We start from the raw sequence: 12,669 nt of genomic DNA on the forward strand, positions 1-12,669 counted from the left end.
ACCGCAAAAACCGGCGCCTGGCTCCCGCTAAACCCATCGCCCCCCCCCCCCCGCCTCGGAGCCGCTACCCCTGTGAATATCGATACCCGCATCAAGTACCGCCACCTGGTGTGTTTTCTGGAAATGGCGCGCCAGGGCAGCCTGGCGCGGGCGGCGGATGTATTGGCGGTGAGCCAGCCTGCCATGTCCAAGACGCTCAAGGAGCTGGAAGAACTGCTGACGGCCACGTTGTTTGTGCGCCATAAGAACGGCATCAGCCTGACAGATGCCGGGGTGGCTTTCCTGCGCTATGCAACGCCATCGGTGCAAGCGCTGCGCGAAGGTGTGAACGCTTTGCGCGGGGGCGAGTACGCTGGCGGTACGGTGCGGCTGGGGGTGTTGTCCACCGTGGAAAGCCTGTTGATCCCGGAACTGGTGCGGCGTTTGCACGCGCGACACCCTTCTTTGGTGGTCAGTGTGGTGACGGGCCCGAGTGCTTACCTGTTATCGCAGATGCGGGTCGGTGACGTGGATTTGGTGGTGGGGCGCATGACCGACAGCCCGGAAATCCAGGGTATGAATTTTGAACATCTTTACAGTGAATCCATGACTTTGGTGGTGCGCGCGGGCCACCCGTTGACGCAAGCACCCCTGGACCGTCGTGCACTGGAGCGGTACCCGCTGGTGTTGCCGCTGGCCAATACCACCATTCGCGCCTTTGCCGACAGCCTGTTTGTGCAATGCGGTATCAGCCAGTCACGCCAGCGCCTGGAAACCCTGTCGGTGACGCTGAGTCGGCGGTATGTGCTGTGCAACGAGGCGGTATGGATTGCGCCGCTGGATGCCGTGCGGCTGGACCTGGCCAGCGGCGAGTTACAAGAAATCGATGTGGGGCAGCGCGAGCCAGGGGGCTCGATTGGCATCTGCAGCAATGCCCATGTGGCTATGTCGGTGGCCGCGCAAGACTGTGTCGAAGTACTGCGCGAGCTGGGCAAGGCGTATGCCGAAGGGGTCTATCCATAACCGTTTGGTTATGTCTTGGCGGCGCCTTTTCAGTAGTCCTCGTGTGCCTGATGTTCGACACTGGCCGCCACCGTGTAGCACGTGGCCTGAAGGGCCCTGCCAATGCGGGGGAGTGAGCGGGTTCGCGATGGTGAAACATCCCCGTATCGTGAGCAACGCAACGACGGCCCCCGCAAAAAAACAGGGCGCTTGGCCTTTTATAAAAACAACAGGAGATCGACATGTCTGATGCAGACAGCCGGCGCTTTATCATCCGTGATCGCAACTGGCACCCCAAAGCCCTGGCCCCGGATTACAAAACTTCGATTGCCCGCTCCCCGCGCCAGGCGCTGGTGAGCATCCCGCAATCGGTCAGTGAAACCAGCGGCCCAGATTTTTCCCATTTGCGGTTCGGTCAGTACGACAACGACCTGTTGCTCAATTTCAACAACGGCGGCTTGCCCATCGGCGAGCGGATTATTGTGGCCGGTCGCGTGTGCGATCAGTACGGCAAGCCGATCCCCCATACGCTGGTTGAGATGTGGCAAGCCAACGCGGGTGGCCGCTATCGCCACAAGAACGACCGTTACCTGGCCCCGCTGGACCCCAACTTTGGCGGTGTCGGTCGTGCGCTCACTGACAGTCAGGGTTTTTACAGCTTCCGCACCATCAAGCCGGGGCCCTACCCATGGCGCAATAACCCTAATGACTGGCGCCCGGCGCATATCCATGTGTCGGTCAGCGGGCCGTCGATTGCGACACGCCTGATTACCCAGTTGTATTTTGAAGGTGACCCGTTGATCCCGATGTGCCCGATCGTCAAATCGATTGCCAACCCGGACGCCGTGCAAAGCCTGATTGCGCGACTGGACATGGGGGCCGCCAATCCCATGGATTGCCTGGCGTATCGCTTTGATATTGTGCTGCGCGGCCAGCGCAAGACTCACTTCGAAAACTGCTGAGGAGCCCCGTCATGCCAATCCAATTGCTACCGGAAACCCCATCGCAAACCGCCGGCCCTTATGTGCACATCGGCCTGGCGTTGGAGGCGGCCGGCAACCCGCCGCGCCCCGAAGAAATCTGGAACCAGATGGCCAAGCCCGGCGCTGCCGGCGAGCATATTGTGTTGATCGGCCATGTGTACGATGGCAACGGTCACCTGGTGCGCGATTCCTTCCTGGAACTGTGGCAAGCCAACGCTGAAGGGGTGTACGACGAAGACTTCGACTCAGAGAAGCCCTTCAACAGTTTCGGCCGCACCGCCACCACGTTCGATGCCGGCGAGTGGACCCTCAACACCGTCAAACCGGGTGTGGTGAAAAACGCGGCGGGCGTGCCAATGGCCCCGCATATCAACGTGGCGCTGTTTGCCCGCGGTATCAATATCCAGTTGCAAACCCGGTTGTACTTCAGTGACGAAGCCGAGGCCAACGCCCAATGCCCGGTTTTGAACCTGATTGAACAGCCGCAGCGCCGTGAAACCTTGATCGCACAGCGCTGTGAAGTGGATGGCAAAACCGCCTACCGCTTCGACATTCGCATTCAGGGTGAAGGCGAAACGGTGTTCTTCGACTTCTGATTGCCACCCGCCAACGTTAAAGGCGCGGCATTTGCCGCGCCTTTGCGTTTACGCCTCGTAGTCTTTTGCCCCCGCTATATGCCGCCCGGCAATGTAGCCAAATGTCAGGGCCGGCCCCAGATTAATCCCGCCTGCCGGGTAGTACCCACCCATGATGCTCGCCATATCGGTGCCTGCGGCATACAGGCCTTTGATGGGCTCGTCTGTGGACGAGAGCACCTGCGCGTGTTCGTTGGTCTTGAGCCCGGCAAAGGTGCCAAAACACCCCGGCTCCACTTTGACGGCATAAAACGGCCCGGTTTCGAGGGGGGCCACGCATGGGTTGGGCTGATGCTGCGGGTCGCCCTGCTTGCGGTTGTAGGGGGTTGAACCGCGGCCAAAGAGCGGGTCCAGGCCTGCGCGGGCATGTTGGTTGTAATCGTCGACCGTGGCCTGCAAGGCACTGGCGTTGATGCCGCAAGCGCGGGCCAGGCCTTCGAGGGTATAAGCGCTTTTCAGGTACCCGGATTTGATAAATGGGCCCACCGGAATAGGAAATGGGCGGGAGATACCCAAGCCATAACGGCGTTGGAACGCGTGGGTGCAGATCAGCCAGGACGCGACCGGCTCATCGGCCGGGGCTTTTTCCACCATGGCCGTCACGTAGTCGTAATACCCGTTGGCTTCATTGACGAAGCGCTGGCCGTTGCTCAGTACACCAATGATGCCGGGTTTGGCGCGTTCAATAATGTGCGGGAAATGGCCGATGCTGCCATCGCTGTGCGGCACGCGTGACACCGGGGCCCAGGCCACGGTGGATTTCAGGTCGGTATGGACTCGGCCACCGGCGCGTTCACCCAGCCTCAAACCATCGCCATTGACCCCCAGCGGAGGCAATGCCAAGTGTTCGTGGCCGGTGGGGGTACGGGGAAACAGTTGCTTGCGCCGCTCGATATCATTGGCGAACCCCCCGGCGGCCAGTACCACGGCTTTCCGCGCGCGAATCTGACGCGGGCCCTGAGCCGTGCTGACCACGGCCCCGGTGACCCCGTGGGCGTCCTGCGTCAGTTCGGTCACCGGTGCCGACTCCCACAGCAGCACGCCCAGGTCCTCTGCCGATTTGGCCAGCCGGGCCACCAGGGCCACGCCATTGACCAGTTGCATGGCGCGCTGATGCACGGCCAGGTCCAGCAAGTGCCGGCTAAAACGTTGGGTCACATGCCAAGCCGCCGGCACGGAGCGTGTCAGGTTCAGAAACGCCGCCAGGTCAGGCCCCGCCATGATCGGCATGCCCATAAAGGAGGTTTCACGCATGGTTTTGCGCAACCGCTTGAGCAGTTTCCCGACTTTTCTTGCGTCGTAAGGTGCAGCAATCACCGAACGCCCACCGGTACCGGCCCCAGGGGTGTCGCCGTGGATATCGGCAATGGCATTGCCGTCGGCAAATTGCAGGCTCGTGTGTTTTTCAAAGAACGCCACCATCTGCGGCCCGGCCTCCAGAAAGGCATCGATCATGGCCGGCTCATAGCGCTCACCCAGTTCGTGCTTGAGGTAGGTGCGTGGCAACTCAACGTCTTCGACGATGCCGGCGCGTTTGGCCAACGGGTTACAGGGCACCCAGGCCCAACCGCCGGACCAGGCGGTGGCACCGCCGAACACCGCGTCCTTTTCAACGACGATCACTTTTTGCCCATGCCAGGCGGCCGTGACGGCTGCGGATAAACCGGCCGCACCAGAGCCGACAATCAGCACATCACAGTCGATAACGTCGGGTTGGGGCACAGCGGTCATGGGGCGGACTCCGGATAAAATCATTTTTTGGAATTAAGTTCCGAAATATAAAGATTTGCTACAAAAACAACAACCCTGCGAGTGCTGATTCAGTTCCAGGTTTTGTGTTCCAGGATTTACCTTTTAGAATCCTTTTCATTTGCGAGGGCGTTGTATGGCGGGCAGTCAGATCGAACGGGTGTTCAGTGTGCTGGAGCGCCTCACCCAAGAGCCGCGCGGCGTGCCGATGCAGGCCGTGGCCGAACAGTTGGGCATCCCTAAAAGCGCGACTCACCGTTTGCTCGCAGAACTGGTGCGGCTGGGCTATGTGCGGCAAAACAGTGAAAACAGCCGTTACCATCTCTCGACCAAATTAGTGGCGATGGGTTTTCAGTACCTGGCCAGCAGCGGGGCCGACATTGTGCAGCCGATCCTGGACCGGTTGGCCCAGGAAACCGGTGAGTTGGTGCGTCTGGGGGTGGTGGACGGTGACCGCCTGACCTGGATTGCCAAGTCGCAGGGGGCCCGCTCCGGCTTGCGTTACGACCCTGAGATGGGCCGCGATGCGCCGTTGTACTTCACGGCCTCCGGGCATGCCTGGCTGGCCAGCATGAGCGATGCTATGGCGTTGGCGCAGGTTGAGCGCCAGGGCATCGAGCCCCCCGAAGACGTGGGGCCCAATGCGCCTCACTCCAATGCGCAGTTGCTGGAGCGCCTGCGTATCGCCCGCGAGCAGGGCTATGCCTGTGTTGAGGAAAGTTCGGCGATTGGCACCAGTGCCATTGCCGCTGTGGTGCGCAGCCCGTTGGGGCAGCGCGTGGTCGGCGTGCTGAGTGTGGCGGGCCCCAGTGCACGCCTGCCCCAGGCCCGTTTGCATACGTTGGCACCGCACCTGTTGCAGTACACCGAGGAGCTGTCCGTGGCCTGCCAGGCCTCTGAATTGTTCGATGCCTGATGCCTCATTTGAACTGAGCAGTTAATTTGTCTTGCAAGAAAGTGGAACTGGATTCTAAATTAATTGGAGTTCTGTGATTCCATAACGCTTACAAGAGGATCAACCCGTTGAATGCTCCATTGCGTATCGCCCTTATTGGTGCCGGCATCATGGGCCGCCAGCACCTTCAACACTTGAAGGAGGTCAACAGCGCTGTACTTTGCGCAGTGGTCGACCCGTCCCCGCAGTCGGCCGAGTTTGCCGCTGAATGCGGGGTTGAGTGGTTTGATGACACGGCGCAGATGTTGGCGGCCGTGAAGCCTGATGGCGTCATCATCGCCAACCCCAACACCTTGCATGTAAGCACGGCGCTGACCTGCCTGGCGGCGGGAGTGCCGGTGTTGCTGGAAAAACCGGTGGGTGTGGACTTGCAAGAAGTGCGCACGCTGGTGGCGGCGTCCAGGGACAGCGGTGTACCGGTGTTGGTGGGCCATCATCGGCGCCACAACCCGCTGATTGTGCGGGCACATGAACTGGTGCAAAGCGGTGCCCTGGGGCGTCTGAGCACCGTCACCGCGCTGTGGCAACTGCAAAAGCCCGAGAGCTACTTTGACATTCCGTGGCGGCGTGAGGCCGGGGCGGGCATGTTGCTGACCAACCTGATCCACGACCTGGACTTGCTGCGTCATCTGTGCGGCGAAGTCCGTCTGGTACAGGCCATCACCAGCAATGCCGTGCGCGGGTATGGCAACGAAGACTGCGCAGCCGTGCTGCTGCAATTTGAGAACGGTGCACTTGGCACATTGACCGGGTCTGATGCGGTGGCCGCGCCCTGGAGTTGGGAGCTGGATTCGGGCGAAAACCCGGTGTACCCGCGCCAGAGCGATCAACCCTGCTATTTGCTGGCCGGCACCGGCGGGGCCTTGAGCATTCCGCAGCTCAAACGCTGGCATTACGCGGAGGACGGCGCGGGCTGGCACCAGCCCTTGCTGGTTGAGCAAGAGGGCTTTAACCCGGATGAAGCCTTGCGCCTGCAACTGGAGCATTTTGTGCGGGTGATTCGTGGCGAGGTGGCACCGCTGGTGAGTGCGGCAGATGCCGCCCGCACCCTGGCGCTGATTGAAGCCATTCGTGAAGCCGCAGCCACTGGTCGGGCCTGTGCCCCGGCCCCTATCGACGCCTGAGAAGCCCCCATGAACCCACGTCCCTTGTCCCTTGCTGCCCTGACCGTACTGGAAGTTTCGCCGGTCGACATGGTCGAAATCGCCGCCCGCACCGGCTACAGCCATGTTGGCCTGCGCCTCGAACCTGCCACGCCCGAGGAGTATCACTTTCCTTTGGTCAGTGATGCCGGTTTACGTCAGCAGACCCTGAAACGATTGCGTGACACCGGCATCAAAGCCCTCGATATCGAAATCCTTCGCCTGAAGCCGCAGACCCGTGTGTCAGATTTCGCGACGATCCTGGCGGTGGGGGCAGAATTCGGTGCCACCGAGTTACTGGTGGCCGGCAATGATCCTGATGAACAACGCATGACCGACAATTTCGCGGCATTGTGTGACTTGAGTCGCCCTTACGGGATCTATCCTCATCTTGAGTTCATGCCGTGGACCGATGCCAAGAACCTGCAACAGGCTGTACGGGTGGTTGAGCAGGCAGGCCGTGACAACGGCTGTGTGCTGGTCGATGCGTTCCACTTCAACCGCTCGGGGTCTCGTCTTGAAGACTTGGCCCGCGTTGAGCCGTCGCGCATGCGCTACATGCAATTGTGCGATGTGGCCGGGCCAACGCCGGATGACATGCAAGAAATTTTGCGCCAGGCGCGCAACGAGCGGCGTTTTCCCGGTGACGGCGACTGCGATTTGCTCGGGTTGTTGAGGCTAATGCCCCCAACGTTGCCGCTGAGCCTGGAAATTCCCTGTGTTGAGCTTCAAGCCCAGGGTGTTAGCGCCCAGCAGCGGGCGCAATGGGCGATTGATAAAACCCGGGCGCTGTTGCAACAGCTGTAGTGCAAGCGGTGCCCAGGTTTGGGTGACTGAATGCGTTGAGTCCATGGCTTCACAATGAGGTGTTCGATGACATTGCCCACGCCGCTCTCGGGTATTAACCAGCCGCTAAAGGGCATTCTGCTGATTGTGACAGCCACTGCGCTGTTCTCCAGCCACGATGCGCTGTCCAAGTACTTGAGTGGTTTATACCCGGTGGTAATGGTGGTGTGGGCGCGTTATCTGGTGCATACCCTGTTGATGGCGGGTATTTTCCTGCCGCAGGCCGGGCTGGGTGTCTTACGCAGTAAACGACCTTTGCTCCAGGTGATGCGGGCGATTTGCCTATTGGGCTCCGGGCTGTTTTTCACCTTCGGGCTGCTCTATATCCCCCTGGCAGAAAATACCGCGGTTAACTTCCTGGCCCCGTTGCTGGTGGCGGCCCTGTCGGGCCCGCTGCTGGGCGAAAAGGTATCGCCCGGCCAATGGGTGGCGGTGATCTGCGGGTTTGCGGGCGTGGTGGTGATCATTCACCCGGGCGGTGAACTGTTCACCCCGGCGATCTTGCTGCCGATGGCGGCGGCGTTGTGCTTTAGCTGCTACCAGATCCTCACGCGCAAACTCAGCCTGTACGACACCCCGACCACCAGCAACTTTTTTGCCGGCTTGTTCAACGCCCTGGTCATGAGTGCGTTGGTGCCTTTTTTCTGGCAAACCCCGACGCTGGTGCATGGCCTGGAAATGCTTGCGTTGGGCACGTTAGGCATGACAGCGCACCTGCTGCTGACCCAATCGTTCCGTCTGGCGGCCCCGGCGCTGCTGGCTCCGTTCAGCTACTGCCAAATCGTGTTCTCGGGCTTGTTGGGCTGGTTGCTCTTCAACCACACCCCAGACATGACCACGCGCATTGGCATCGCCATTATCTGCGTGAGCGGGCTGGCAGCGGCTTGGCAGCAGCGCAAGAGAAAGGGGTGATGAGAGAGCGATAGACGCCGAACCCTGCGGGCTTATCGCCTATCCATTACAGACCGTAAGCGTGCTTGCGATCTGTTGGCGGTGCACAAAGGCCCCTCTCCCGAAGGAGAAGGGCCTTTGCGTACTCTGGGTTGAACTCAGACCTGCGGGATTTTGCGCGGGGCCATGAAGTACATCCATGTCAGGGCAATGAAGTACATCAGCGGAATCATGGTGAACAACACGGTGTAGTTGTTGTTGGTGACGGTCAGCACATAACCCACGATTTGCGTCATGAACATGCCGCCGATGGCCGCACACATACCGCCAAAGCCGAACACGGTAGCCATCATGTGTTTAGGCGTGTAGTCCATCACCATGCTCCACACGTTGGCCGTCCACGCCTGGTGTGCACCGAGTGCCAAAGAGATAGCCGCCACGGCGAGCCACAATTCGCTGGTACCCGCTGCCATCACTACGCCGATGATGCACAGCGCGCACAGCAGCATCGACACCAGCCGCGCCTTGACGGCGGCCATGCCACGGTTGATCAGCATCGAGGACAGAATGCCGCCGCCCACACTGCCGAAGTCGGCGGTAATGTAGATGATGATCAACGGGATGCCCATTTGCGTCACGCTGATGCCCAGGTTGTATTGCTGGTTCAGAAACGGCGGTAGCCAGTACAGGTAGAACCAGAACACCGGTGCGGTAATCGAGTACGCCAGCGCAAACGCCCATGTGCCGCGCATCTTGAGGATGGTGGAGAAAGTGACCGGCTTGTCTTCGGGCTCTTTTTCTTGCTGGATGTAGGCAATTTCTTCCTTGCTTACAGTTGGGTGATCTTCAGGGTTGTAGTACTTCAAGCCCCAGAAAATCAGCCATACACCGCCCAGTGCGGCCATGCCCATAAACGCGGCCTGCCAGCCCCACACATGCAACACCAGGGGCAGCAGCATCGGGGTAAACATGGCACCTACGTTGGTGCCCGCGTTGAAAATACCGGTGGCGACTGCGCGCTCTTTGGCGGGGAACCACAGGCGGGTGGTTTTCACACAGGCCGGGTAGTTGGCAGCCTCCGTGAGCCCGAGAATAAAGCGGCACACCATAAAGCCTACGGCCGACGTTGCCAGACCATGCGCACCGGTTGCCAGGCTCCACAACAGAACGGCGAAAAAGAAGACCCGTTTGACGCCAACCCGGTCGATCAGGCGACCTTGCAGCACAAAGCCGATGGCGTAACCCACCTGAAACCAGAAGTTGATGTTGGCGTAGTCCATCGCCGTCCAGCTCATTTCTTTAGCCAGAATCGGTTGCATCACGCCCAGGGCAGCGCGATCGATGTAGTTCAGGGTGGTGGCGAAAAAAACCAGTGCGAGCATGCCCCAACGGGTCTTGCCCATGGCCATGGCTCCACGGAAACGGCCGCCAAAACCAGCGCCAGGTGCGCTCTGGGCAGAAGCTGCCCGGTTAGTCTGAGAAGGGATCATGGTTATTTACCCGTCCATAGAGAGGCCGGGCACCGTTCAGGCGACATCGATAAGCAGAACGACAAAACAGTAAGTGCGAGCATGAGCGGTTACCCGTTTTTTTTTATTGGAGTTGTTGTGTGGTGTGCGGCGTTTGAGGTGCGCAGTACGGAAAGAATGGTGGCGACTGGGTAAAAAATCGTCAATTCGCCATAGGGCATAGTGTTCGATAATCGCACGCAAAACTAACCGTTTAGTACAGACTGGTTGCTCAATAATAGGACGCCCTTAATAATCAAGCTATATAGAAGTGCAGATGCGCGTAGATCTGGCCAATTCCGGGAGTGTGAAATGAAGCGTTCAATTGCCACTGTTTCTTTGAGCGGCACCTTGCCGGAAAAGCTGGACGCCATAGCGGCCGCCGGTTTCGACGGGGTTGAGATCTTTGAAAACGACCTGCTTTATTACGACGGCAGCCCGCGAGAAGTGCGCCAGATGTGTGCAGACCTTGGTTTGGCCATCAGCCTTTTTCAGCCCTTTCGCGACTTTGAAGGCTGCCGCCGCGACCGGTTGGCCCGCAACCTTGACCGTGCCGAGCGCAAGTTCGACCTGATGCATGAGCTGGGCACCGACTTGGTGTTGGTGTGCAGTAACGCGTCGGCCGACGCGGTGGGTGACCGCCAGATTCTGCTCGATGACTTGAGCTTGCTGGCCGAGCGGGCCGCCGCGCGCGATGTGCGCATCGGTTATGAAGCGCTGGCCTGGGGCCGTCATGTGAACACCTGGCAGCAGGTCTGGGACCTGGTGCGCGAGATCGATCACCCCAACCTCGGCGTGTTACTCGACAGCTTCCACACCTTGTCGCTCAAGGGCGACCCCAGCGCCATCGCGCAGATCCCCGGTGACAAGATCTTCTTTGTGCAAATGGCCGACGCGCCGATTCTGGCTATGGATGTGTTGGAGTGGAGCCGCCATTTCCGCTGCTTCCCCGGGCAAGGCGAGTTCGATCTGCCGGGCTTTTTGGCCCCGATCATTCAGAGCGGTTACACCGGCCCCTTGTCGCTGGAAATTTTCAACGACGGTTTCCGTGCTGCCCCGCCCCGGGCCAATGCCGCCGACGGCTTGCGTTCGTTGCTGTACCTCGAAGAGAAAACCCGTGAACGTCTGGCCCGCGAACAGGCCAGCGCGGCCACCCTTGAGCCGTTGTTTGCGCCACCCAAGGCCAGCCCGTACGACGGCATCGAGTTCCTGGAGTTTGCGGTTGATGAGAGCCAGGGGGCGCAATTGACCCATTGGCTTGAGCGTCTGGGCTTCAGCAAGGCGGGCCAGCACCGCTCGAAAAATGTCAGCCTGCTGCGCCAGGGCGACATCAACCTGATCCTGAATGCCGAACCCTATTCGTTTGCCCACAACTTTTTTGAAGCCCACGGGCCGTCCCTCTGCGCCACCGCCATCCGTGTGCAGGACAGCGCCAGCGCACTGGCCCGTGCGGTGGCTTACAAAGGCCAGCCCTATCGCGGCCTGGTGGGCCCCAATGAGTTGGAACTGGCTGCGGTGCGCGCACCGGATGGCAGCCTGATTTACCTGGTCGACCAGGACGCAGCCGGCAAGCCGCTGTACGAGTCTGATTTCAACCTGGTGCCGCCACAACCCGTGCAGAACGGGCTCAAGCGCATTGACCACATGGCCATGGCCCTGCCGGCCGATAGCCTCGACAGTTGGGTGCTGTTCTACAAGAGCCTGCTGGATTTCGAGGCGGACGACGAAGTGGTGCTGCCCGACCCTTATGGTCTGGTTAAAAGCCGTGCGTTGCGCAGCCGGTGCAGTTCGATTCGCTTGCCGCTCAATATCTCCGAGAACCGCAACACTGCGATCTCGCACGCGCTGTCGAGTTATCGAGGCAGCGGCGTGCACCACATTGCTTTCGAGTGCGACGACCTGTTCGCACAAGTCAGCCGTGCCAAGGCGGCAGGCGTTCCGCTGCTGGATATTCCGCTCAACTACTATGACGACTTGGCCGCGCGCTTTGATTTCGACGACGAGTTCCTGAGTGAGCTGGCGTACTTCAACGTGCTGTACGACCGTGATGCGCAGGGCGGTGAACTGTTTCACGTGTACACCGAACCGTTTGAAGGGCGATTCTTCTTTGAGTTGCTGCAGCGTAAAAATGGCTACGTGGGTTACGGCGCGGCCAACGTGGCGGTGCGTCTGGCGGCCATGGCCAAATCGCGCAGCGGCGCGGTGCGCCAGGCCAAGTTGTAAGCCCGGTGGCTTTCATCACCGCGCGTGGCAGCCCATAATCGCGGCCATTTCCTGATGGCCGTGAGGCTTTAATGTCCCAGACTCCAGACCCTGATAGCGGCACCCCGGTGCCGGTGCCCGCTGTGCGCAAAAGCCGTAAGAACAACCCGGAGAAAACCCGCGAGAACATTCTGCAAGAAGCCCTTGTAGAGTTCGTCGAGCAGGGGCTGGCGGGGGCCCGCGTGGATGCTATTGCAGAGCGTACCCGTACCTCCAAACGCATGATTTACTACTACTTCACCAGCAAGGAGCAGTTGTACGTCGAGGTGCTGGAGAAACTGTACGGCGAGATCCGCAGCACCGAAAGCCATCTGCACCTGGACGAGCTACCGCCCGAACAGGCGATTCGTCGGTTGGTGGAATTCACCTTTGATCACCACGATTTGAACGCTGACTTTGTGCGGATGGTGAGCGTTGAAAACATTCACAAGGGTGAATTCATCAAGCGTTCGGAAGGCATCAAAGCCTTGAACGACACCATTGTGCAGGTGCTGGAAGACATCCTGCGTCGCGGCGTGGAACAGCACATTTTTCGCCCGGGGTTGAACCCCTTGGACGTTCACGTACTGGTCAGCTCGTTCTGTTTTTACCGGGTGTCGAACCGCTACACGGTGGGGGAAATCTTTCAGCTTGATTTGTCCGACGCGCAGGTCAAACAGCGCCATCGGCAGATGATCTGCGACTCGGTGGTGCGCTACCTGAAGGTCTGAGCGGGGG

General features: G+C 59.9%; 11 protein-coding genes. 9 read left to right on the top strand and 2 right to left on the bottom strand.

Features of this window, described 5'->3' with window-relative positions; translation table 11 throughout:
• The first annotated feature begins 72 nt into the window (after positions 1-72).
• From pcaQ to pcaG, 3 genes are all read left to right on the top strand, one after another.
• Positions 73-1,002 carry a pca operon transcription factor PcaQ gene (gene pcaQ / locus Q1W15_RS03705; RefSeq protein WP_300721958.1) on the top strand — a complete coding sequence of 310 codons (930 nt, stop codon included), beginning with the start codon at positions 73-75 and terminating at the stop codon, positions 1,000-1,002.
• Positions 1,003-1,223: 221 nt separating this feature from the next.
• A complete protein-coding gene (gene pcaH / locus Q1W15_RS03710; protein ID WP_300721966.1) occupies positions 1,224-1,943 on the top strand; it encodes a protocatechuate 3,4-dioxygenase subunit beta in 720 nt (239 codons plus the stop codon).
• An 11-nt stretch (positions 1,944-1,954) separates the two neighbouring features.
• On the top strand, positions 1,955-2,560 hold the full coding sequence (gene pcaG / locus Q1W15_RS03715) for a protocatechuate 3,4-dioxygenase subunit alpha (RefSeq protein WP_300721974.1): 606 nt from the start codon (positions 1,955-1,957) through the stop codon (positions 2,558-2,560).
• Between the two features lie 48 nt (positions 2,561-2,608).
• On the opposite strand, the gene Q1W15_RS03720 is transcribed toward pcaG, so the two are convergent.
• Positions 2,609-4,330 (bottom strand): FAD-dependent oxidoreductase, encoded by a 1,722-nt coding sequence (locus tag Q1W15_RS03720; RefSeq protein ID WP_300721983.1) that lies wholly within the window; start codon positions 4,328-4,330, stop codon positions 2,609-2,611.
• A gap of 154 nt (positions 4,331-4,484) precedes the next feature.
• On the opposite strand from Q1W15_RS03720, the gene Q1W15_RS03725 reads away from it, so the two are divergent.
• The 4 genes from Q1W15_RS03725 to Q1W15_RS03740 all read left to right on the top strand — a co-directional run bounded on the left by Q1W15_RS03725 (position 4,485) and on the right by Q1W15_RS03740 (position 8,203).
• The gene (locus tag Q1W15_RS03725; RefSeq protein ID WP_300721990.1) at positions 4,485-5,264 is read left to right on the top strand and encodes an IclR family transcriptional regulator; all 780 of its coding nucleotides are present in this window, start codon (positions 4,485-4,487) and stop codon (positions 5,262-5,264) included.
• A 107-nt stretch (positions 5,265-5,371) separates the two neighbouring features.
• Positions 5,372-6,427, top strand: coding sequence for a Gfo/Idh/MocA family oxidoreductase (locus Q1W15_RS03730; protein WP_300721999.1), 1,056 nt, complete (start codon positions 5,372-5,374; stop codon positions 6,425-6,427).
• Between the two features lie 9 nt (positions 6,428-6,436).
• A complete protein-coding gene (locus Q1W15_RS03735; protein WP_300722008.1) occupies positions 6,437-7,252 on the top strand; it encodes a sugar phosphate isomerase/epimerase in 816 nt (271 codons plus the stop codon).
• 66 nt (positions 7,253-7,318) lie between these two features.
• Entirely contained in the window at positions 7,319-8,203 is an 885-nt protein-coding gene (locus Q1W15_RS03740) for a DMT family transporter (RefSeq protein ID WP_300722016.1), read from the top strand.
• Between the two features lie 137 nt (positions 8,204-8,340).
• Here the strand turns inward: Q1W15_RS03740 and Q1W15_RS03745 are convergent, their stop codons facing one another.
• On the bottom strand, positions 8,341-9,672 hold the full coding sequence (locus Q1W15_RS03745) for an MFS transporter (protein WP_300722039.1): 1,332 nt from the start codon (positions 9,670-9,672) through the stop codon (positions 8,341-8,343).
• A gap of 330 nt (positions 9,673-10,002) precedes the next feature.
• Here Q1W15_RS03745 and quiC point away from each other — a divergent pair, with 330 nt between their 5' ends.
• Together quiC and Q1W15_RS03755 are read left to right on the top strand one after the other, a co-directional pair.
• Positions 10,003-11,913 (top strand): 3-dehydroshikimate dehydratase QuiC, encoded by a 1,911-nt coding sequence (gene quiC / locus Q1W15_RS03750; RefSeq protein WP_300722047.1) that lies wholly within the window; start codon positions 10,003-10,005, stop codon positions 11,911-11,913.
• A gap of 71 nt (positions 11,914-11,984) precedes the next feature.
• The gene (locus tag Q1W15_RS03755) at positions 11,985-12,662 is read left to right on the top strand and encodes a TetR/AcrR family transcriptional regulator (RefSeq protein ID WP_300722053.1); all 678 of its coding nucleotides are present in this window, start codon (positions 11,985-11,987) and stop codon (positions 12,660-12,662) included.
• Positions 12,663-12,669 lie beyond the last annotated feature (7 nt).

The organism is Pseudomonas sp., assembly GCF_030150285.1.
Taxonomy (GTDB): Bacteria; Pseudomonadota; Gammaproteobacteria; order Pseudomonadales; family Pseudomonadaceae; genus Aquipseudomonas.